Below are 21,326 nucleotides of genomic sequence, written 5' to 3'. Positions count from 1 at the left end.
ATGAATGCAATTATCTTAGCAGCAGGTTTTGGATCAAGGCTGATGCCTTTAACAAAAGATCAACCAAAGTGTATGGTTGAGTATAAGAATAAAAAAATAATAGATTATGAAATCGAAGCTTTAAAATCAGCAGGTATAAATGAAATAGCTGTTGTGGGTGGATATTTAAACGATGTGCTAAAAAATTATCTTAATAAATATGATATTGAGCATTTTTTTATTAATTCAAAATATGATAAAACCAATATGGTTCATACTTTTTTTTGCGCTAAAGATTTTATGTTAAAATGCATCGAAGAAAAACAAGATTTGATTATTTCTTATGCGGATATTGTTTATTTTCAAGATTGCGTGCAAAAGCTTATAAATGCCAAAGAAGAACTTGCTATAGTAGTTGATAAGTCTTGGTGTAAGCTTTGGAGCAAACGCTTTGCAAATCCTTTAGAAGATGCTGAAACATTAAAGATGACAAATGGTTATATTATAGAACTTGGAAAAAAAGCTAATGCCTATGATGAGATAGAAGCTCAATATATAGGACTTTTTAAATTTTCTTATCAATTTCTTTCCGAAGTTATTGCTTTTTATGAAATGCTTGATCGAGATATTTTATATGATAATAAAAATTTTGAAAATATGTACATGACAAGTTTTTTGCAAGCTTTAATTGAAAAATACAACAACGCAAAAGCAGTGGAAATTGATGGCAATTGGTGTGAAATTGATTTTATGAGTGATTTAGAGGTACAAATTGAAAAATAATCCTTATATTATTTGGCTTACTGGTTTAGCTGGAAGTGGAAAAACAACTATAGGTCAAGCTTTGTATGAAAAATTAAAATTAAAATATAAAAACCTTATTTATCTCGATGGAGATGAGTTAAGAGAAATATTAGGACATTATGCATACGATAGACAAGGTCGCATAGATATGGCTTTGAAAAGAGCTAAATTTGCAAAATTTTTAAACGATCAAGGTATGATGGTTATTGTCACTACGATTTCAATGTTTAATGAGATTTATGATTACAATAGAAAGCAATTAAAAAATTATTATGAAATTTATATAGAATGCGATATGCATGAATTAATACAAAGAGATCAAAAAGGGCTTTATACTAAGGCTTTAAATAAAGAAATTGATAATGTAGTTGGTGTTGATATAGAATTTGATAAACCAGAGGCTGATTTAGTGATCAATAATTCTTGTCGAAATAATTTAGAAGAAAAAGTTGAACTTATAATAAAGAAATTGGCATTGTGAAGTATTACTCAATATCAAAAAAACTTATTGCTAATGTTAGAAATTTTTACACCATTTCTTTGTATAAGAAAAATTTAAAAATCAAAAAAGATGATCTTTTCTTTGGTTGGGGACGCAAAAAATCAGGTTTAAAAGCTATGAATTTAGCTAAAAAATATAAGGCTAAATTCATACTTTTAGAAGATGGATTTATCCGCTCATTAAACTTAGGGGTTGAAAATAGCCCAAGTTTTTCTATGGTTAAAGATGATATAGGCATTTATTATGATGCAACAATGCCTTCAAAGCTTGAAAATCTTTTAAATACTTGTGAATTTAAAGATGAAGAAATCAAGCAAGCTAAAAAAGCTATAGAGCTTATCAAAAAATATAAAATTAGCAAGTATAATAACAATCTCGATATTCCAGATAATTATTTTCAAAAAGATGAAAAACGCGTTTTAATCATCACTCAAACGGCCAATGATGCCTCTCTTGAATTTGGGCTTGCTAAAGATTTTAAAACTCTTGATATGATAAAAGATGCCATAAAAGAAAATCCTAAATCTACAATTTATATAAAAATCCATCCAGATGTTTTAAGTGGTAAAAAACAAAGTGATTTAGATTTAAATTCCTTACCTAAAGAATGTATTTTAATCACTGAAAATTTTAATCCCATAGCCTTGCTTGAGTTTTTTGATAAGGTTTATACCAAAACTTCTGGTATGGGTTTTGAAGCTTTGATGCAAGAATGTGAGTGTATTTGTTATGGCATGCCTTTTTATGCGGGCTGGGGTCTAACAAAAGATAAATTAGAGTGTAAAAGAAGGATGCAAAAAAGAAGTTTAGAAGAAGTTTTCTATGCTGCTTATATACTTTATGCTGAGTATTTTAATCCTTATTTAAATCAAAAAAGTAATATTTTTGATACTATTCAAACTTTAGCAAAATATAAAGATATAGAAAAGGTAAATTCTAACAAGCTTTTTATGCTAGGCTTTACCCTATGGAAAAGGCATTTTATCAAGCCTTTTTTTAAGGCTAAAGATAATGAAATTATTTTTTTAAATTCTTTAAAATCTTTAGCTAGATATAAACTTAAAGAAAATGATAAATTTTTCATTTGGGGTAAAAGGATAGATTATAACGCTCTTAAAACTACTCTTATAAAAAAAGCGCAAGATGAGAATTTGCTCCATTTTACTCCCAAAATTTCTTTAGTTGAAGATGGATTTATTCGCTCAATCTCTTTAGGTTCTGATCTTACGCGCCCTTTTTCTTTAATTGTTGATGATAAAGGACTTTACATAGATCCAAATAAAGCAAGTAAATTAGAAGAGCTTTTGCAAAACGAAATTTTTGATGAAAATATGCTAAATAGGGCAAAAAATATTATAAAAATCTTACTTGAGAACCGCTTTTCAAAATACAATGGCTTAAAGCATGAAGACTTAAAAATCAATGCCAAAATAGGACAAAAGATTATTTTAATCCCTGCTCAAGTTGAAGATGATGCTTCGATGATTTTAGGGGGTTTTGGCTTATCTACTCTTGATTTGCTTAAGGAGGTGCGTGCTAAAAATCAAGATGCTTATATCATCTTTAAACCCCATCCTGATGTGTTAAGCGGTAACCGTGTAGGTTTAAAAGATGAAACACTCATCTTGGAATTTTGTGATGAGATTGTAAAAGATTGCAGTATTGATAGCGCTATAAAAATTGCTGATGAAATTCACACTATTACTTCTACAAGTGGTTTTGATGCTCTTTTAAGGGCTAAAAAAGTTTTTACTTATGGTATGCCTTTTTATGCGGGCTGGGGTTTAACAAAAGATAAATATAGATGTGAAAGAAGAATAAGAAAACTAAGCCTAGAAGAGCTTGTAGCAGGTGCTTTAATCATATATCCAAGATATATAAATCCTAAAACAAAAACTTTATGTGAAATTGAAGTTTGTTTAGATATAATGCTAAATTTACAAAAAGCTTATTTTTCAAAAAAATATATAAAATTGGCAATAGATTTTAAAACTTTTATGCTTAGAAAAATAAGAAGATTTTATGAATTTTTAGCAAAGAAATGAGATTTAGCACTAAAATTAAAAAAGAATTTAGCGGTAAAAATGTTTTACTCTTGCAAGGGCCTGTGGGAAATTTTTTTCATCATCTTGCAGTGAAAATGAGAAAAAACCAAACCAAAGTTTTTAAACTCAATTTTAACGGCGGAGATTTTTTTTTCTATCCTAGCGGAACGAGGTGTAAGTGTGATGAAAAAGATCTTGAAAATTTCTATAGAGATTTTTTTCAAAATAAAAAAATCGATGCTATTTTAATGTATAATGATTGTCGCATTATACATGCTAAGGCTATTAAAGTGGCTAAAGAATTAGGAATTGAAATATGGATTTTTGAAGAAGGATATTTAAGGCCTTATTGTATTACTTTGGAAAAAGATGGGGTGAATGCAAATTCTTCTTTACCGCGTGATAAAAATTTTTATCTTTCTCAAAATATTTTTACCAAAGAAAGCATAAAAGAAATTCCAGGTGGATTTAAATTTATGGCTTTTGATGCTTTTTTGTATTGGTTGTTTGCTTTTATTTTGGCTCCATTTTTTAACAACAAACTTCATCATCGCACTTTATATCCTTTTGAATTTTTATTTTGGTTTAGATCATTGTATAGAAAGTATCTTTATAAGATTACAGAAAAAAAACTAAATGAAAAGATTTATAATTTAGAAAAAAAGTACTTTTTGGCGATTTTACAAGTTTATAGCGATACGCAAATTAAATATCATTACAAAAAAAGCATAGAGCACTTTATAGAGGAAACCATACTTTCTTTTGCAAACCATGCAAGAGCTAAATCTTATCTAGTTTTTAAACACCATCCCATGGATAGGGGCTATAAGAATTATTTTAAACTTATAAATGATTTAAGTCGAAAATATCATGTAGAAGGAAGGGTTTTATATGTTCATGATACCCACTTGCCAGTTCTTTTAAGAAAGGCTTTGGGTTGTATTACTATAAATTCAACAGTAGGCCTTAGTGCTATTTTAGAAGGCTGTCCGACTAAGGTTTGTGGCAATGCTTTTTATAATTTTGAAGGCTTATCTTATCCAAAAAAACTTCAATTTTTTTGGCGTGAAGCTCATGCTTATAAACCCAATCCTGTTTTGGTATGTAATTTTAAGAAATATCTTTTACAAACTAATCAATTCAACGGCAATTTTTATAAAAATTTCTTTTTAGACAAATAAGACTAAAAAGCTTTGATTAAGAGAGCTTTTAAAGCAAAGTTGTTATAATTAAAAGCAAAAAGAAATTATTGTATGGATAGGGAAGTATTTTATATAGCAGGATATGATCCTAAAAGTTATAGATTTTATTATGATTTATTTAAAAAAAACCTAAAAGATTATTCTCATGCTTTTAACATTAAAGCTGATTTAAGTAAAATTGAAAAAAATGAGCAATTTCCTTTTTTTCAAATTTCTTGCGAAGGAGTACAAACTAAATATCATTTTTTAACATGGAATGATATTGTTAAGAAAAATTGGTCAGAAAATTATAAAGATGCTTTGGCAGATTGTTATAGTTTTTTTAGAATTTATACTATCACAGGACTTTTTATCAAATTTGGCAAAGAGTCGATTTATCAACTTATCACAGGTTATTATCCTTTTTTTTATGTGTTATTTTCTTTACTATTTTCTTTGGTTTTGGCTTTTGGAAGTTTTGCTTTTTTGCAAAATTATATGCATTTTTCTTTAGCTATCATCATAGGATGTTTTTTAGGATTTTTACTAAATCATTTTTTATTTAAATTAGGTAAGAAATTAGCTGTATTTTGGATAGCAAGAATTTGTGCTTTTTGTGCTACTTGGCAAGATAAAAAAACAGGCACTATGCAAGAAAGAATCAAGCTTTTTGCGAATACCATAGTAGATAAGCTAAAACAAAATGAAAATAAACAAGATTATGAACTTGTTTTAGTAGCACATAGTGTTGGAACTATAGTTTGTATAGAAGTTTTGGAGTGTATTTTAAGACAAAATTTAGATTTATCTTTACTTCATAAGTTAAAAATTCTTACTCTAGGAGAATGCATTCCTTTAGTGAGTTATCAAAAAAAAGCGGATGAATTTAGAAAGAAGCTTGAATTTGTTTCAAGGTTTGATTTAAAATGGTATGATTACACATCGATTATTGATGGAGCATGTTTTCCTCAAGTGGATTTTTTCCGCACGAGTGGCGTAAATGCTAAATTTACACCCCCATTTTTAAGTGCTAAATTTCACACTTTATATGAAAAACATGAGTATAAAAAAATAAAAAGAGATAAAAACAAAGCGCACTTTTTATATCTTTATAGTATTAGTGTTAAAGGTGATTATGATTTTTTTTCTTTCATCATAATGCCTAAATTTTTAGAAGAAAAGGTAAAAATATGAGTGAATGCCCCTTTTTTCCAAAACCTTATAAAAATAAAGCTTCTACGCTTTTAACTTTTTTGTTAAAGCGTAGATCTTGGCTTGACGGGCTTTATGAGCGTAGTTATAAAATGCAAACAGGCTATGTGAAGATGCCAAATTTTGATCTTTATGTCATAAATGACACTAAAGAAGTTAAAAGAATGATGGTTGATGAGGTTAGAGAATTTCCTAAAAGTGCATTTTTACATGAGCTTTTAAGTCCGCTTTTAGGGGAGAGTATTTTTACTACAAATGGTGAAGTTTGGAAAAAACAAAGAGAGCTTTTGCGTCCAAGTTTTGAAATGACTCGTATCAATAAAGTGTTTAATCTTATGAGTGAAGCTGTGGCAGATATGATGGATCGTTTTAGCAAGTATCCAAATCATGCTGTTATCGAAGTAGATGAAGCTATGACTTTTATTACCGCTGATGTGATTTTTCGCACCATTATGTCTTCAAAACTCGATGAGGAAAAAGGTAAAAAAATCTTAAACGCATTTGTGACTTTTCAAGAGCAAAGCGTGCATACAGCCATGCGTCGTATGTTTTGTTTTCCAAAATGGCTTTCTTATGTGTTAGGAGATTGTAAGCGTGCTAAAGCCGGAGATGTGATCAGACAGGTTTTAAGTGATATCATAAAACCAAGATATGATATGGCAGATAATGCAGAATTTGAAGATATTTTAGGATCTTTGCTTTTAGTAGTGGATGCTGATACAAATAAGCGTTTTTCTTTTGAGGAAATTTTAGATCAAGTGGCTATGCTTTTTTTAGCAGGACATGAAACCACAGCAAGTTCTTTGACATGGACGCTTTATTTGCTCAGTCTTTATCCTAAGGAGCAAGAAAAAGCTTACGAGGAGATTACTCAGGTTTTACAGGGTGGAGCCATTGAAATTTCGCATCTAAGACAGTTTAAATACTTAACAAATATTTTTAAAGAATCTTTAAGACTTTATCCTCCTGTTGGTTTTTTTGCAAGAGAGGCAAAAAAAGATACCCAAGTTAGAGATAAGCTTATTAAAAAAGGTTCTGGGGTGGTGATTGCTCCTTGGCTGATACACAGACATGAAGAATTTTGGACAAATCCGCATGGATTTAATCCTTCTCGTTTTGAAGGAGAGTACAAAAAAGATGCTTATTTGCCTTTTGGGGTAGGGGAAAGAATTTGTATAGGACAAGGTTTTGCTATGCAAGAAGCGATTTTGATTTTGGCTAATATTTTAAAAACTTACAAACTAGAACTTGAAGAAGGTTTTGTACCTGATGTAGTAGGGCGTTTAACAGTGCGTTCGGCTAATGGTATGAGGATAAAATTTAGCAAAAGAAAGCTATGAAAAGAGTTAGAACTAAAATTCGCGCCAATTTTCGTCGTCGTGTAAAACGCACCTTAAAAGGAAGCTTAAAAGAAAAATTAGCAGGGACTATTCTGCTTTGTGCAATAGTACCTTTAGCAGTTTTAGGATATCTTTTTATCGTGATTATAGGAATTTTTTTTAATACCGCACGAGCAAGACAGGGTGTTAGAGCCTTAGATCATTTTGTAAATGCAAGCTTGTTTAATGGCTATGCTTGGGAGAGCGTTTCTTCTCATGCGTGGCGTGAAAGAAATCGCAAAAAATGGGCAAGGATTGTTATAAAAATCACAGATTTTTTTCAAAAAGATCATTGTAAAAGAGCAAACAAAAGAGAACAACCTGTGGTGGATTTCATACTTTCAAGAAATTTAGACAAGCAAACTATAGGAAAATAATCAAACTATAGCCACTATGGCTATAGCAAAACCATTATCATGAGAAATACTTAGGGAAGTTTGAGTGATATTAAAATCTTTTGTAATTTTTTGAGAATATTTTAATTTAGGCGCGTTTTTTTCATCTTTTGATATTTCAATATCAAAAAAACTGCATAATTCACAAATTCCAACACCCAAAGCCTTGCTAGCGGCTTCTTTAGCAGCCCAAAGACCTGCTAGAGTTGCTGGATTTTTAATGAGTATTTGTTCTTTTGGGCTTAGAAATTTATCCAAAAAATTTTTGCCATGTCTAGAATGAATTTTTTCTATTCTAGAAATGGCGATGATATCACAGCCTACACGCATTAAGAAACTACAAAATCCGTAAAATAAACATTTTTAATAAAGCCATCGGTTAAAATTTCATTGATTTTTCCAACTAGCTCATCTTTTAAACGTTCTTTGCCTTTTTGTGTACTTACTTCTTCAAAAGTTTTAGCTGTTAATGTACGAATAATAATATCACGAATGACTGGGACTTTTTTATCAAGTTCAGGTTTTAAAAGTTCGCTATTTTGTTCTAGTTCTATAGTGCATTTTACATATCTTGAGCCGCTATCGCTAAGCAAATTTAGGGTAAAAGGATCAAGTGGATACATAGGACCTATATTAGCAAAATCACTACCTCGCTGAGCAGGAGCTGAAACTTTAGGTTTATCGGCTTTTGCCTCTTCTTTTGGAGCTTCTTTGACTTCACTTTCATCACTTGAACTGCTTGAAATAAGCCAAGCAATTACTCCCATAATACTAAGAAGTAAAACAAAAAGTAAAATAACAATAATAATTACAAGTGAACCACCTTTTTTCTTTTTTGTTTCTTCGTTTTCTAATTCTTCATCCATAAATTTTCCTTCATTTAGTGAAATTAATGTAAAATTGTAGCAAAAATTTCTTTTCTATCCAAATTTGCTTTAGAAAAACGATAAATTTAGGTCAAAGAAGAGATGAATTTGAAGGAAAAAATGTTAGATGTGATTTTTAGAGAATATGATATAAGAGGACTTTACGACAAAGAATTGAATGAAAAAAGCGTTAAAGCTATAGGTTTTTGTTTGGGACAAACTATGTTAAATAGGGGTTGTAAAAATGTAAGCGTGGGCTATGATGCAAGATATAGTGCAAATGAACTTTTTAATTATCTAGTGAGTGGACTTAACAAAGCGGGAATAAAAATCTATGATATAGGGCTTGCGCCAACTCCATTGGGATATTTTAGTCTTTATGAGGGCTTAAAATTTGATGCAAATGTTATGATAACAGGCTCTCATAACCCAAAAGATTATAATGGTTTTAAAATTACTATTAATAAAGAAAGTTTTTTTGGTGTAGAATTAAAAGAGTTTTCAAAAGAAGTTTATAAGCATTTAGATGATGATATTGAAGAAAATTTAGAAGTAGAAAAATACGATATTTTAAACCTTTATGTGAAATTTATGTGCGAGCAATTTAGCTTTTTAAAGGATTTTAATTATAAATTTGGTGTTGATTGCACAAATGGTGCGGCTGGAGTGGTGATAGAGCCTTTAATCAAGGCTTTAAATTTAAAAGCTCATGTAATGTTTGCAGAGCCTGATGGACAGTTTCCAAACCATGCTCCAGATCCTACAGAAGAAGAAAACTTAAGTGCGATTAGAGAATTTTTAAATCAAAATCAAGATTATTCTTTAGCTTTTGCTTTTGATGGGGATGCTGATAGAATGGTTGCTTTGAGTAAAACTCATGTATTTTGTGGGGATGAGCTTTGTTATTTGTTTGCTAAAGATATCCCTAATTCACGCATTTTAGGTGAGGTAAAATGTTCTAAAAATCTTTTTGATGAAGTGGCTAAATTTGGAACTATTTTTATGGGAAAAACAGGACATTCTAATATCAAAAAAATGATGAAAGAAAAAGATATTGATTTAGCTGCTGAAGTGAGTGGGCATATTTTCTTTAAACATAGATATTTTGGTTATGATGATGGAATTTATGCATTTTTAAGAGCCTTGGAGCTTGTTTATAAAGGTTTTGATCTAGAAAGTATGATTAAAGCTTTACCAAAACTTTATACTACACCTGAAATTAAAATTCCTGTAAATGAAGAAGAAAAATTCAAACTTGTGGAAGAATTTCAAAAAGAGATTGAAAAAGGAGCTTTAAAAGGTGTTAAAAGTCTTTGTGAAATTGATGGAGCTAGGATAGATTTTGGCGATGGATGGGCTTTACTTCGTGCATCTAACACCAGCCCTTATCTTATCACACGCTTTGAGGCAACGTCTTTAGAAAGAGCAAAAGAGCTTGAAAGTATGGTATTTACTTTGTTTAATGATATAAAAGCTAGATTTAAGAATTGATGAGATAATATTTCGCGATTTAAATTTATCTTAAAAAGGAATAAAAAATGAAAAAAATACTTGTTCTACTTACGCTATGTGCTTTTGCTTTTGGTACAAGTGAATGCGATAAAAAAATTGATCGTATTAATAAAGAAATCAGTTTTTCTAAAGCACATAATGACACAGCTAGAACTTTAAGTTTAGAACTTGCTTTAAAGCAAGTGCAAAATGATTGTACTAAAGATCCTATGTTTTATGATAAAAAACTAGAAGCTAAAAAACTTAAAGAACAAGAAGTGGAAAAAATCGAAAAAGAACTCGATGCTTTACATGATCAAAAAGACTATATGAGCAAGGTTGAGTATAAGGCTAAGAAAAAAGCTTTAAAAGAGCAAAAAGAGAAAATTAAAAAAGAGATTGAAGAATATATCGATAATCTCTAAAAATTAAAAAGGCTAATTAAATTTTAGCCTTTTTAAACCCTGCCTTTTTTAAGGTTTTCTAGTAATTCTTCTATATTATAAATTCCTCTGTGTTCTGGTGTTAAAAGATGGATTAAAATATCGCCAAGATCAATCACGCTCCATTCTTCGCTACTATCTATGTTTAAAAATTCCTCACCTTTGGCTTTAAGTTGTGTTTTAAGCTCATCGATCAAGGATAGAGCGTGTCTTTCTCCTAAAGTAGCTGCAATAATGACATATTTTACAAAGTATTCTTGCTCGCTCATGTCAATGGTTTTGATATTTTCAGCTTTTTTTTCATCTAAAATTTTAACGATTAAATCTATTCTTTCTTGCATTATTGTCCTTTAATTTTTGAAATTGTATCAATTTTTTTGTAATTTTTCATAATATTTTTTTACTTCATCTTTAATTTTTTCACAAACCTCATTTGTATTTAAAGTGTCGCGTATGAAAGAAGAAGCGATTTTTTTATTGGTTTTTAAATCTTTGAAATTCTTAGGAATTCCTATATCATTGCGATTGGCAATAACAAATTCTACTAAAGAATTGAGTTTTTCAAAATCATGCCAAAGATGAAGTTTTTCTAAATGATCTGCGCCAATTAAAAGATAAAATTTACTAGGATTATAAAGCTTATAAAGATACTTAACACTTTCTATGCTAGGAACAGGGCGTTTTTGCCTGATTTCAAAATCGCAAATTTCAACTTTTGGCAAATGTCCCCAAAGTTTTTTAACCCATAAGAATCTTTGCTTTTCATCAGCACTAAAACTTTGTTTAAAAGGATTGATATAAGTAGGCATAATAATAAGTTTATCAATATCTAATTTTTCCAAAGCCTCTAAAACAACGCTATTGTGTCCATTATGTGGTGGATCAAAACTGCCACCAAAAAGTGCTATCTTCATTAAAATTTTAACCTTTTTTTTGTAGAATATTAACATTATATTTTGCAAAAGGAAATTAAATGGCTGTAAAAGTTGCTATAAATGGCTTTGGACGCATAGGCAGATGTGTTGCAAGAATCATCTTAGAAAGAAATGATATTGAGCTTGTGGCGATAAATGATACTACGGATATTGAACTTACAAAATACCTTTTTAAATACGATACAGTACATGGTGAATTTAAAGGCAGTGTTGATAGTGAAGGCGATGATTTAGTGGTAAATGGTAAAAAAATCAAAGTATTTAAAAGTCGCAATGTAAAAGATCTTGACTTTGCAAAACACGGCGCACAAATTGTTTTAGAGTGCACAGGAGCGCATTTAACTATGGCAAAATGTCAAGAATTTATAGATATGGGAGTGCAAAAAGTGATCATGAGTGCTCCTGCAAAAGATGATACGCCTACTTATGTTTTAGGAGTAAATTCAGAACTTTACAAGGGTGAAAGCATTATTTCTAATGCAAGTTGTACAACAAATTGTTTAGGTCCTGTTTGTCGTGTTTTACAAGATAATTTTGGCATCGAAAAAGGACTTATGACAACAATACATGCTTATACAAATGGACAAAGTATTATTGATGCTAAGGCCAAAGATAAACGCCGTTCTCGTGCCGCAGCGCAAAATATCATTCCAACTTCTACAGGCGCAGCAAAAGCTATGAAACTTGTTATGCCTGAACTTAATGGCAAGCTTCACGGACAAAGTATGCGTGTGCCAGTGATTGATGTATCAAGCGTGGATTTAACTGCGCAGCTAAGCCGTAAAGTCAGCAAAGATGAAATCAATGAAGCTTTTAGAAAAGCTGCAGCTACAAATTTAAAAGGCATTTTAATGGTGGATGATGATGAAAGAGTTTCAAGCGATTTTATCACTTGTTCTTATGGAGCTATTGTAGCAAGTGATTTAACTCAAGTGATTATGGATGATTTTATCAAGGTAATTGCTTGGTATGATAATGAATGGGGCTATTCAAGTCGTCTAGTAGATATGGCAGTATATATTGCAAATAAGGCTTAATCATGAGTGATATTATTTCTATAAAAGACATTGATTTAGCTAAGAAAAAAGTTTTTATAAGATGTGATTTTAATGTTCCTCAAGATGATTTTTTAAATATCACTGATGATAGACGCATAAGATCAGCTATTCCTACGATAAGATATTGTTTGGATAATGGTTGTAGTGTGATTTTAGCCTCTCATTTAGGGCGTCCAAAAGAAATTAGTTCCAAGTATTCTTTAGAACCTGTGGCTAAGCGTCTTGCTAGACTTTTAGATAAAGAAATTATTATGGCAAAAGATGTTATCGGCGAAGATGCAAAAACCAAAGCTATGAATTTAAAAGCGGGCGAAATTTTACTTCTTGAAAATTTGCGTTTTGAAAAAGGCGAAACTAAAAATGATGAAAATTTAGCCAAAGAACTTGCTTCTATGGTTCAAGTTTATATCAATGATGCTTTTGGAGTATGCCATAGAGCACATTCTAGTGTAGAGGCGATTACTAAATTTTTTGATGAAAAACACAAAGGCGCAGGATTTTTACTCCAAAAAGAAATTGATTTTGCAAGCAATCTTATCAAACATCCAGCACGTCCTTTTGTCGCTGTTGTTGGAGGTTCAAAGGTAAGTGGAAAACTTCAAGCATTGACAAATTTATTACCAAAGGTAGATAAATTAATCATAGGCGGAGGTATGGCATTTACTTTTTTAAAAGCTTTAGGTTATGATATAGGAAATTCACTTTTAGAAGAAGAACTTTTAGAAGAAGCTAATAAAATTCTTACCAAGGGTAAAAATTTAGGAGTGAAAATTTATCTTCCAGTAGACGTTGTAGCCGCTCCTGCGTGCTCACAAGATGCGCCGATGAAATTTGTTCCAGCGCAAGAAATTCCAAATGGTTGGATGGGTTTAGATATAGGACCTGCGAGTGTGAGACTTTTTAAAGAGGTGATTTCTGATGCGCAAACGATTTGGTGGAATGGACCTATGGGTGTTTTTGAAATTGATAAATTTTCAAAAGGTAGCATTAAAATGAGTCATTATATCAGCGAAGGACATGCAACTTCTGTTGTTGGAGGCGGTGATACGGCTGATGTGGTTGCGCGCGCAGGCGATGCAGATGAGATGACTTTTATTTCTACTGGAGGTGGTGCTTCTCTTGAGCTTATAGAAGGCAAAGAACTTCCAGGTGTAAAAGCTTTAAGATCTAAGGAAAATGAATGATCTTTGCTGCAAATTTAAAATGCAATCACACAAGAGCAAGTTTTAAAATTTATGCTGAAATTTTAAATAAAACTATGGGAGCAAAATGTGATGATATTATCGTTTTCCCACCTAGTGTAGCATTTTTAGAAAATGAAAATAACTTCATACAAGGAGCCCAAAATTTTTATCCTTGTGTTAATGGTGCTTTTACAGGCGAGCTTGGAAAAGAGCATTTGGACGAATTTGGGATCAAATGTGTTTTAATCGGGCATTCTGAAAGAAGAGCTTTAGGAGATGAAGAGCTTATTGGAGCTAAATTTGATTTTGCTAAAGAGCATGGTTATAAAATTGTTTTTTGTATAGGTGAAAATTTAGATACAAAAAATTCAGGCAAGACTTTAGAGTTTTTAAAAAAACAACTTGAAATTATTGATTTAAATTATGAAAGACTCATTATCGCTTATGAGCCTATTTATTCTATAGGAACGGGAGTGAGTGCACAAAGTACAGATATCGCTAAAGTGCTTGAATTTTTAGTGAGTTTAACCAAGGCGCCTTTGCTTTATGGTGGAAGCGTGAATGAAAATAATATTAAAGAAATTCTAAGTGTAAAATATTGTGGTGGAGTTTTGATAGGCTCTGCAGCTTTAAAAGTAGAAAATTTTATAAAATTAATCAAAGGATAAAAGATGATTATGAAGGGTAAAAAAGGCCTTATTGTAGGGGTTGCGAATAATAAATCTATCGCTTATGGCATAGCAAAAGCATGTTTTGATCAAGGAGCCGAGCTTGCTTTTACTTTTTTAAATGATGCTTTAAAAAAACGCGTAGAACCTATAGCACAAGAGTTTAATTCTAATTTTGTTTATGAGCTTGATGTAAATAATAACGAGCATTTAGATTCTATCGCTGAAAAAATCAAAAAAGATTTAGGTGAGATTGATTTTGTAGTACATGCGGTTGCTTTTGCTCCAAAAGAAGCTTTAGAAAATTCTTTTTTAGAAACTTCAAAAGAAGCTTTTGATATAGCTATGCAAACTTCTGTGTATTCTTTACTTTCTTTAACACGTGCGGTTTTACCTATTTTAAAAGATAAGGGTTCGATTTTGACTTTAAGTTATCTTGGTGGGGTTAAATATGTGCCTCATTATAATGTTATGGGTTTAGCAAAAGCTGCACTTGAAAGTTCTGTGCGTTATTTGGCAAGAGATTTAGGGGTAAAAGGAATCCGTGTTAATGCTATTTCAGCAGGTCCTATTAAAACTTTAGCAGCAAGTGGAATAGGGGATTTTAGAATGATTTTAAAATACAATGAAATCAATTCTCCTTTAAAACGCAATGTTAGTATAGAAGATGTAGGAAATTCGGCTATGTATTTACTTAGCGATTTAGCAAATGGTGTTACAGGTGAAATACATTATGTTGATGCAGGATATAACATCATGGGTATGGGTGATGTTGAAAAAAATGAAGAAGGGCAAACTGTTCTTTGTTGGGATAATCAAAAAGGATAAAAAATGGGAAAGCTTAGCAATGAAGAATTAAAAAATATACTTGAAGATCGCATTAAAAAACTTGAGAATTCTACTTTAAAAGAGGACAAGGTTATCAATGAAGAAAGTGTAAAAATTCTTGCTAGGCATTTATCTTTAGGCAATGAAATTCCAGCTCTTGCTCAAAGATTTTTTCAAATCGCACCTAAAACAAAATTAGTATGGCTTCATCTTTGTGAATGTACAGGGTGTAGCGAGAGTTTGTTGCGTTCTGAGTTGCCAAGTTTTGATGAGCTTATTTTTGATTTTTTTTCTTTAGAATATCATGAAACTTTAATGGCGGCAAATGGCACTAAGGCTGAAGAGCTTTTAGAGTATGTTTTAGAAGAAGATTTTATTTTAGCGGTTGAAGGTGGTGTTGCAGCCATTGATACCTTTTTTCTTACTATAGGAGCGCAAGGAGAGAGTGGCTATGAAATTTTAGAAAAACTAGCCGCTAAAGCCAAGGCTATCTTTGCAGTGGGTACTTGTTCAAGTTATGGTGGTATTCAGGCTGCTTATCCAAATCCTAGTAAAACTTGTGGTATTAGCGAAGTCTTAAGTCAAAAAGTAGTAAATATCCCAGGTTGTCCTCCAAGTGATATAAATATCATTGCGACTTTAAGTTTTTTTGCTTTATTTGGAGTTTTGCCTGAACTTGATGAGCAAAATCGTCCTGTGTGGGCTTATGGTAAATGTTTGCATGATATGTGTGAAAGAAAGGCGAAATTTGAAAGTGGGATTTTTGCTGAACATTTTGGCGATGAAGCTGTAAAGAATGGAGCTTGTTTATTTAAGATAGGTTGTAAAGGACCTTATACTTACAACAACTGTCCTAAAGTGAAATTTAATGCTAAAACTTCTTGGCCAGTGGCTGCAGGACATGGTTGTATAGCCTGTAGTGAGAAAAATTTTTGGGATGAGTTTGGGAATTATGAAAAACCTATGGCAAATATTTTTTCTTACGCTAAACTTTGCAATGAAGAGTTAAAACAAGAATTTTTTCTAGAAGAGCAAATTAAAATTTTAGAACAAATAGATTTTGAATTTGAAAGCAATATAAAACTTATTTTACAAAATATAGCTAAAAATAAATTAGGTGCTTCGCTTGTAGAAAATTATAAAAAATCCTTTGAGAAAAACTATGCTTTTATAGAACAAAATTTTGATGAAAATCCTATGCCTTCAAAAGATTTTTGGAAATATCTTGAGATGAGTTTTATTTTGGTTAAAGGCGCATTTTTAAAAGATAAGAATGATTTTTTAATTGCGGCAAAAAATTATGCTTTTAAACATGCAAGTCCTTATGATTTTAAGTTAAATATGAATGCTGAAAAACCAAAGCTTGATGTGAGTAAATCTTTTCGTATGACTTTAATCTATCTTTGCGGTGGGCTTGATTTTGAAGGTATTGCTTATAGTATTTTAAAAGCTTTTGAAGATAATATCGCTAAAATTTCATCATTAAAAGCAAGTTAATTTAATAAAATTTTAGCAATATGAAGTCCTATAAAAGCTACTATATAAGCACTTGTACAGGTAAAAAGAAATAGAAAAGAGAGTGTATTTTAGCTTTCCACTTTCTTTTGAAAAAACTATAGTTGCTGCAAAGCAAGGATTATAAATCATTACAAATAAAATAAAAGCCACTGCACTTGGTATAGGTATATTTTTAGTGATAATTCCTTTTAAATCATTATTTGTTTCATCTACGTCTTTTCCTAGTGAATAAAGTACTCCCATAGTTGAGATCATCACTTCTTTAGCAGCCAAACCACTGATTAAAGATACGCTTAATTTCCAATCTAACTCAAGGGGCTTAAAAATAGGTTCTATGTCTTTGCCAAATTGTCCTAAATAACTTTGTTCTATAGCTCTTTCTTGAGCATTAAAATCATTTAAATTTTCTTCACTTTTTGGAAAATTACTAGCAAACCATATAAGCAAAGAGGCCAAAAGTATGAAAATTCCTGCTTTTTTAAGATACATTTTGGCTTTATTATAAACCATAAACCAAATTAAATGCCAATTTGGCATACGATATTTTGGCATTTCCATAACAAAAGGTTCATCAAGTCCACGAAATGCTGTCATTCTTAAAAATTTTGCAGCAAAAAGTCCTAAAATCGCACCTAAAATATAAATTCCAAAAAGATAATTTCCTGCTTTTTCACTTGGAAAAAAAGCACCGATAAAAAGCACATATACAGGAAGTCTTGCCCCGCAACTCATAAAATTGATCACAAAAAGAGTTAAAAGTCTATCTCTTTTGTTCTTAAGAGTGCGTGTAGCCATAAAAGCAGGTACCGAACAACCAAAACCAGTGATTAGCGGAATAAAGCTTTTACCATGCAAACCAAATTTATGTAAAATCCCATCAAGTAAAAAAGCTATTCTTGACATATAGCCTGTGGTTTCTAAAAGAGCTATGCCTAAAAATAAAATCATTATATTAGGCAAAAAAAGCATCACAGCACCAACACCTGCGATAATCCCATCAGCCAAAGCTGAAGCGATAAAGGTATTAGAAATATTGTTTTTAACAAATTCACCTAAGGCATTAAAGCCTGATTCTATATAATCCATAGGAATTTGCCCTAAGCTAAAGGTGAGTTGAAATAAAAGCCACATTAAAAATAAAAATATAGGTAAGCCAAAGAATTTATGGATAAGTAAGGCATCGATTTTTTTGGTTAAATTTCTTTCTTCTTTTTTGTGTGTGATAATTTTTTTTGAAAGTTCATTAATAAAATATAATAAATCTTCTTTCTCTGGGCTTTTTTCACAAAGTGGAGTATAAAATTGAGATCTTGGAATAAATTTACTTTCAAATAAAATAATAATTTTTTGCAGCAAAAGTTCTAAATTTTCTTTTGTTTTTGCTGAAATTTCAACAACTTGACTTTGAAATTCTTGGCTTAAAACAGAAGTGTCAAGCTCTATACCTTCTTTTTTGGCTTCATCGCACATATTTAAAGCTAAAAGCATTTTTTTATTAAGGCTTAAAAGTTCTGCACTAAGGATAAGATTGCGTTCTAAATTGGTGGCATCTAAAACATTAACAATAACATCATAGTCATTTTGATTTAAAAAATGACGTGTGATTTTTTCTTCTTCGCTATATCCATCTAAAGAATAAGTTCCTGGTAAATCAATAACTTCAAATTCATAGTTTTTATAAAAAGTTTTTGCGCTTGCTTTTTCTATAGTAACTCCGCTAAAATTTCCTACTTTCATATTAGCTTTGCAAAGCGCATTAATAAGAAGACTTTTGCCTACATTAGGCTGACCTACAAGGGCTATTTTGATTTTTTTCATATAAGATTCACTTCTATGGTTTTAGCTTCATCAGATCTTAGGATAACACAACTTGCATCAAGCTCTACCATTATGGTGGCATTTTTTAAAGAGGAGTGAATTTTTTTCAAGTTTTTATTTTTGATAAATCCAAAGCTTAAAAGTCTATTTTTGAGTTCTTTTTGAGCGCTTAAATTGACAATAATAGCCTTTTGTCCATCTTTTAAATTATCTAAAGTCATTGTAATTCCTAAATTAATAATAAATATTATAATAAAAAAGTGTAATGAAATTATCCTTCTTATAAAAAGAAGGATTAATATTTAAAAAGAAAAGTGGTTTAAATTTTCTAGATTGATGATTTGATCTAGAATTTTGTTAGCTTTAGCATTATCAAGATAAATTTGTGCATTGGCTAAAAATTTAGCTTTTAATTCTTCAAAACTTAGTGGATTATCAAAATTACCTTTATTGATAAAAACATCTTTTTGGATTATGCGTCCATCTTGCAAACTGGCTTCTAAATGCCCTGGAAAATATTTTGGAAAGCCTTGAGATTTCCTTTTTTCGTAACTGATTTTTTTAGCAAATTCTAGTACTTCTTCACGCTTTAAATTTTTATAAGATTCAAGAGTGATTTTACCATCAAAGAATCCTAAAGCCATTAAAAAAGGCATGGAAAATTTAGCTTCATAAGCACTATTTGGAGTGTATTTTGCTTCTAAAGGATCGCAGATAAAAGAAATAGGAACTTCATCTACAAAGCAATGAATACTTTGAATTTCATTAGCTTTTAAACCATCATTTTTTAAAGCAATGGCACAATCAATAAGCCCATGAGCAAAATGACAGCTTGGATAAGGTTTGATTGAAACTTGCATGGTTTGCCAAATTTCACCTAAGGCTTTGTTAAGTTCTGTTTTATCGCATTCTTCTTCTATGCCAAAACATTTAAAGATATTATCCCTACCTTCAAAAATACTCAAAGGTCCACTCATATGGTTTTTAGCAAAATGAGCTACTATAATACCGTTTTTAATAGCATTGGCAATATGCAAAACTTTTGAATTAGATCCATTGGATAAAAACTCATTAATCCCACTTGCAAAACTTCCTGCAAGTCCTAAAGCATTGATGATTTGTTCTTTGTTAAGATCTAGCAAGATTGCACTTGCACTTACGCTTCCAAAAATTCCTGCAATAGCAGTGGTATGAAAACCACGCTTATGAAAAGTACCTTTCTTGCAATGCCTACTCTAGCTGCAATTTCCCAGCCTACTATAAAAGCTTTGATGATTTTTTTCGCATCTTTGCTAACATGAAAACCATAACTTAAACAAAGTGGAGTTAAAATTGCACTTGCATGCAAAATCGCTTCTGTATGTGTATCGTCAAAATCTAACGCATGAGAAGCAATGCCATCTAGCATGGCTGCGTATATAGGATCTAATTTTTGATCATTTACCCAAATAAGAGTATTTTTTTCTGTGCTTAAATTTTCAAAAGCTTTAAAAGCATTTAAAACACATTCTTCTTTGCTTGCTGCTATAGCTGTTCCAAGGCTATCAAGCATAAGTTCTTTAGCTCTTTGAACAACTGTATTAGGGATATTTTCATATTTAAGATTGAAAATAAAATCCGCTAAAATTTCACTATAGAACATGATTTTTCCTATTTTAAAATAGCACTATTTTTGATTTTTTCCAAAAATTCATCTACAAGTTTTGGTGCATATCCTACATAGGTTGTTGCATCAAGCAAAGCATCGATTTCTTTTTCTTTCAATACCTTAGATACTCTTTTATCTGCAAGTAAAACTTCTTTAAAAGTTTTTTGTTTTTCGATACCTAGCATAGCATTTTCATAAACAATCTCATGGGCGTGTTGTTTTCCATAATGATCGCTTAATGCAAACATAACACGCTCTGCTAAAACAAAACCATTAAGAGTATTTAAATTTTTAAGCATTTTGTCTTTTTTTTACTTCTAAATCACTAAGAGCGAATTTCATATTTGCTAAAACCACAGAAAGCATTAAAAACATTTCAGGTAAAAGCTTCCATTCCATTTTCCAAACTTGACCATCTCTTTCATGTTCATGTCTTTCAATATCGCTTAAAATGGCTAAATTTGCCTTAAAGGCATTGCTTACTGTAACTGCATTTTCGCTTACTGCAGGATTTCTTTTGTGTGGCATAGTGCTTGATCCTACTTGTCCTTTGCCAAAAGGTTCAGCAACTTCATCAATTTCATTATGTGAAAGGATTAAAATTTCATGAGCGATTTTGTTAAAGGTTGCGTTGATATTACCTAGTACAAAACCAAGTTCTATAAAGCGATCACGTGCGCTCTGCCAAGAAATATTAGGCACATCAAGTCCTAAATTTTCTAAAGTGAGTTTTTCTACTTCATTGCACTCATCACTTAAACTTGCTTTAGTTCTTACAGCACCTACTATACTGCCTACATAAAGTCTTTTTTCAAGCGCAAGTATTCTTTCAAAATGACGCTCAAGTTCGCTTAACCAAATAGCCACTTTATGTCCAAAAGTAATAGGCAAAGCCTGAAGTGCTAAAGTTCTTCCCATCATAGCAGTGTTTTTATGGGTTTTAGCTAGTTTCGCTAAGGCTTTTGCGATAGCTTTTAATTCGCTTTTTACAAGAGTCATTGCTTCTTTAAATTGTAAAACCAGTCCCGTATCGATGATATCTTGAGTGGTTACTCCAAAATGTACATATTCACCTAAATTATTATCGCAAGCTTTTTCTAATCCTCTTACAGTAGGAACTAAAGGGTGTTTGGTTTTTTTAAATTCAGCAAAGATAAAGTCCATATCCATAAATTTATAATGAGCTTTTTTTGCAATCTCATCAGCTGCTTTTTTAGGGATAATTTTAAGTTTTGCTTGTGCTTTTGCTAAAGCTGCTTCAACATCGAGCCATTTTTGTATGCGGTTTTGTTCGCAAAAAATAGCACGCATTTCCTGCGTGCTCCATGAGTCTGCTAATAATTTATGATCAAATACACTAATTCCTGTCATC

The 21,326-nt window shown here is 31.0% G+C and carries 19 protein-coding genes and 3 pseudogenes; 14 read left to right on the top strand and 8 right to left on the bottom strand.

The genetic code is table 11. The features are described from left to right. The 7 genes from FBE87_RS07215 to FBE87_RS07185 all read left to right on the top strand — a co-directional run bounded on the left by FBE87_RS07215 (position 1) and on the right by FBE87_RS07185 (position 7,479). Entirely contained in the window at positions 1 to 762 is a 762-nt protein-coding gene (locus FBE87_RS07215) for a CTP:phosphoglutamine cytidylyltransferase (RefSeq protein WP_002858404.1), read from the top strand. Next, positions 752 to 1,264: a cytidine diphosphoramidate kinase gene (locus FBE87_RS07210; protein WP_002858462.1), complete on the top strand. Its 513-nt coding sequence runs from the start codon at positions 752 to 754 to the stop codon at positions 1,262 to 1,264. The genes FBE87_RS07215 and FBE87_RS07210 overlap by 11 nt, the downstream gene beginning before the upstream one ends. Beyond that, entirely contained in the window at positions 1,261 to 3,330 is a 2,070-nt protein-coding gene (locus FBE87_RS07205; protein WP_002857891.1) for a capsular polysaccharide biosynthesis protein, read from the top strand. Before FBE87_RS07210 ends, FBE87_RS07205 begins: the two co-directional genes overlap by 4 nt. Beyond that, entirely contained in the window at positions 3,327 to 4,511 is a 1,185-nt protein-coding gene (gene kpsS, locus FBE87_RS07200; RefSeq protein ID WP_002857981.1) for a capsule polysaccharide modification protein KpsS, read from the top strand. The genes FBE87_RS07205 and kpsS overlap by 4 nt, the downstream gene beginning before the upstream one ends. Positions 4,512 to 4,583: 72 nt before the next feature. Then, complete coding sequence (locus FBE87_RS07195; RefSeq protein WP_002858304.1) at positions 4,584 to 5,705, top strand: membrane protein; 1,122 nt, start codon at positions 4,584 to 4,586, stop codon at positions 5,703 to 5,705. After that, positions 5,702 to 7,063: a cytochrome P450 gene (locus tag FBE87_RS07190; protein WP_100608690.1), complete on the top strand. Its 1,362-nt coding sequence runs from the start codon at positions 5,702 to 5,704 to the stop codon at positions 7,061 to 7,063. The genes FBE87_RS07195 and FBE87_RS07190 overlap by 4 nt, the downstream gene beginning before the upstream one ends. Further along, on the top strand, positions 7,060 to 7,479 hold the full coding sequence (locus FBE87_RS07185; protein ID WP_002780440.1) for a hypothetical protein: 420 nt from the start codon (positions 7,060 to 7,062) through the stop codon (positions 7,477 to 7,479). The genes FBE87_RS07190 and FBE87_RS07185 overlap by 4 nt, the downstream gene beginning before the upstream one ends. On the opposite strand, the gene acpS is transcribed toward FBE87_RS07185, so the two are convergent. Further along, complete coding sequence (gene acpS / locus FBE87_RS07180; RefSeq protein WP_002825806.1) at positions 7,480 to 7,827, bottom strand: holo-ACP synthase; 348 nt, start codon at positions 7,825 to 7,827, stop codon at positions 7,480 to 7,482. Then, positions 7,827 to 8,363, bottom strand: a complete 537-nt coding sequence (gene fliL / locus FBE87_RS07175; protein WP_002780442.1) for a flagellar basal body-associated protein FliL — start codon at positions 8,361 to 8,363, stop codon at positions 7,827 to 7,829. The genes acpS and fliL overlap by 1 nt, the downstream gene beginning before the upstream one ends. A 102-nt stretch (positions 8,364 to 8,465) precedes the next feature. On the opposite strand from fliL, the gene pgmL reads away from it, so the two are divergent. Then, entirely contained in the window at positions 8,466 to 9,854 is a 1,389-nt protein-coding gene (pgmL, locus tag FBE87_RS07170) for a phosphoglucosamine mutase PgmL (RefSeq protein WP_100608689.1), read from the top strand. Between the two features lie 47 nt (positions 9,855 to 9,901). Continuing rightward, positions 9,902 to 10,279, top strand: a complete 378-nt coding sequence (locus FBE87_RS07165) for a DUF1090 domain-containing protein (RefSeq protein ID WP_032581083.1) — start codon at positions 9,902 to 9,904, stop codon at positions 10,277 to 10,279. A 32-nt stretch (positions 10,280 to 10,311) separates the two neighbouring features. On the opposite strand, the gene rsfS is transcribed toward FBE87_RS07165, so the two are convergent. Together rsfS and nadD are read right to left on the bottom strand one after the other, a co-directional pair. Next, positions 10,312 to 10,638, bottom strand: coding sequence for a ribosome silencing factor (rsfS, locus tag FBE87_RS07160; protein ID WP_002825802.1), 327 nt, complete (start codon positions 10,636 to 10,638; stop codon positions 10,312 to 10,314). A 27-nt stretch (positions 10,639 to 10,665) separates the two neighbouring features. Continuing rightward, complete coding sequence (nadD, locus tag FBE87_RS07155) at positions 10,666 to 11,211, bottom strand: nicotinate (nicotinamide) nucleotide adenylyltransferase (RefSeq protein ID WP_165433083.1); 546 nt, start codon at positions 11,209 to 11,211, stop codon at positions 10,666 to 10,668. 59 nt (positions 11,212 to 11,270) lie between these two features. On the opposite strand from nadD, the gene gap reads away from it, so the two are divergent. From gap to FBE87_RS07130, 5 genes are read left to right on the top strand one after another with little or no spacing between them, the layout of a single operon-like run. Beyond that, positions 11,271 to 12,269, top strand: coding sequence for a type I glyceraldehyde-3-phosphate dehydrogenase (gap, locus tag FBE87_RS07150; RefSeq protein ID WP_002860388.1), 999 nt, complete (start codon positions 11,271 to 11,273; stop codon positions 12,267 to 12,269). Positions 12,270 to 12,271: 2 nt separating this feature from the next. Continuing rightward, positions 12,272 to 13,474, top strand: coding sequence for a phosphoglycerate kinase (locus FBE87_RS07145; protein ID WP_002783833.1), 1,203 nt, complete (start codon positions 12,272 to 12,274; stop codon positions 13,472 to 13,474). Then, positions 13,471 to 14,142, top strand: a complete 672-nt coding sequence (locus tag FBE87_RS07140; protein ID WP_002860389.1) for a triose-phosphate isomerase — start codon at positions 13,471 to 13,473, stop codon at positions 14,140 to 14,142. The genes FBE87_RS07145 and FBE87_RS07140 overlap by 4 nt, the downstream gene beginning before the upstream one ends. Before the next feature lie 3 nt (positions 14,143 to 14,145). After that, positions 14,146 to 14,970, top strand: a complete 825-nt coding sequence (gene fabI, locus FBE87_RS07135) for an enoyl-ACP reductase FabI (RefSeq protein WP_002869576.1) — start codon at positions 14,146 to 14,148, stop codon at positions 14,968 to 14,970. A 3-nt stretch (positions 14,971 to 14,973) separates the two neighbouring features. Continuing rightward, on the top strand, positions 14,974 to 16,467 hold the full coding sequence (locus FBE87_RS07130) for a hydrogenase small subunit (RefSeq protein ID WP_168977240.1): 1,494 nt from the start codon (positions 14,974 to 14,976) through the stop codon (positions 16,465 to 16,467). Here the strand turns inward: FBE87_RS07130 and feoB are convergent. The 4 genes and pseudogenes from feoB to purB form a co-directional block, all read right to left on the bottom strand. Further along, positions 16,464 to 18,306: pseudogene (gene feoB, locus FBE87_RS07125) on the bottom strand (ferrous iron transport protein B). The gene FBE87_RS07130 and the pseudogene feoB sit on opposite strands and share 4 nt — an antisense overlap. Beyond that, positions 18,303 to 18,527 (bottom strand): ferrous iron transport protein A, encoded by a 225-nt coding sequence (locus FBE87_RS07120; protein WP_002859677.1) that lies wholly within the window; start codon positions 18,525 to 18,527, stop codon positions 18,303 to 18,305. Before FBE87_RS07120 ends, feoB begins: the two are co-directional and overlap by 4 nt. 81 nt (positions 18,528 to 18,608) lie before the next feature. Next, positions 18,609 to 19,948 (bottom strand): annotated as a pseudogene (locus tag FBE87_RS07115) (MmgE/PrpD family protein). Between the two features lie 8 nt (positions 19,949 to 19,956). Further along, a pseudogene (gene purB, locus FBE87_RS07110) lies at positions 19,957 to 21,325 on the bottom strand (adenylosuccinate lyase). Position 21,326 lies beyond the last annotated feature (1 nt).

The sequence above is a fragment of the Campylobacter sp. CFSAN093246 genome (assembly GCF_012889415.1).
Classification (GTDB): Bacteria; Campylobacterota; Campylobacteria; order Campylobacterales; family Campylobacteraceae; genus Campylobacter_D; species Campylobacter_D jejuni.
This window is presented reverse-complemented; position numbering and strand designations above follow the sequence as displayed.

What these genes read in the sequence shown, in the direction of transcription:
- FBE87_RS07140 (WP_002860389.1), top strand. Translation starts at nt 13,471, where the DNA reads ATGATCTTTGCTGCAAATTTAAAATGCAATCACACAAGAGCAAGTTTT.
- fabI (WP_002869576.1), top strand. Translation starts at nt 14,146, where the DNA reads ATGATTATGAAGGGTAAAAAAGGCCTTATTGTAGGGGTTGCGAATAAT.
- FBE87_RS07165 (WP_032581083.1), top strand. Translation starts at nt 9,902, where the DNA reads ATGAAAAAAATACTTGTTCTACTTACGCTATGTGCTTTTGCTTTTGGT.
- FBE87_RS07190 (WP_100608690.1), top strand. Translation starts at nt 5,702, where the DNA reads ATGAGTGAATGCCCCTTTTTTCCAAAACCTTATAAAAATAAAGCTTCT.
- fliL (WP_002780442.1), bottom strand. Translation starts at nt 8,363, where the DNA reads ATGGATGAAGAATTAGAAAACGAAGAAACAAAAAAGAAAAAAGGTGGT.
- pgmL (WP_100608689.1), top strand. Translation starts at nt 8,466, where the DNA reads ATGAATTTGAAGGAAAAAATGTTAGATGTGATTTTTAGAGAATATGAT.
- FBE87_RS07130 (WP_168977240.1), top strand. Translation starts at nt 14,974, where the DNA reads ATGGGAAAGCTTAGCAATGAAGAATTAAAAAATATACTTGAAGATCGC.
- rsfS (WP_002825802.1), bottom strand. Translation starts at nt 10,638, where the DNA reads ATGCAAGAAAGAATAGATTTAATCGTTAAAATTTTAGATGAAAAAAAA.
- nadD (WP_165433083.1), bottom strand. Translation starts at nt 11,211, where the DNA reads ATGAAGATAGCACTTTTTGGTGGCAGTTTTGATCCACCACATAATGGA.
- FBE87_RS07120 (WP_002859677.1), bottom strand. Translation starts at nt 18,527, where the DNA reads ATGACTTTAGATAATTTAAAAGATGGACAAAAGGCTATTATTGTCAAT.
- FBE87_RS07145 (WP_002783833.1), top strand. Translation starts at nt 12,272, where the DNA reads ATGAGTGATATTATTTCTATAAAAGACATTGATTTAGCTAAGAAAAAA.
- FBE87_RS07195 (WP_002858304.1), top strand. Translation starts at nt 4,584, where the DNA reads ATGGATAGGGAAGTATTTTATATAGCAGGATATGATCCTAAAAGTTAT.
- FBE87_RS07185 (WP_002780440.1), top strand. Translation starts at nt 7,060, where the DNA reads ATGAAAAGAGTTAGAACTAAAATTCGCGCCAATTTTCGTCGTCGTGTA.
- FBE87_RS07215 (WP_002858404.1), top strand. Translation starts at nt 1, where the DNA reads ATGAATGCAATTATCTTAGCAGCAGGTTTTGGATCAAGGCTGATGCCT.
- acpS (WP_002825806.1), bottom strand. Translation starts at nt 7,827, where the DNA reads ATGCGTGTAGGCTGTGATATCATCGCCATTTCTAGAATAGAAAAAATT.
- kpsS (WP_002857981.1), top strand. Translation starts at nt 3,327, where the DNA reads ATGAGATTTAGCACTAAAATTAAAAAAGAATTTAGCGGTAAAAATGTT.
- gap (WP_002860388.1), top strand. Translation starts at nt 11,271, where the DNA reads ATGGCTGTAAAAGTTGCTATAAATGGCTTTGGACGCATAGGCAGATGT.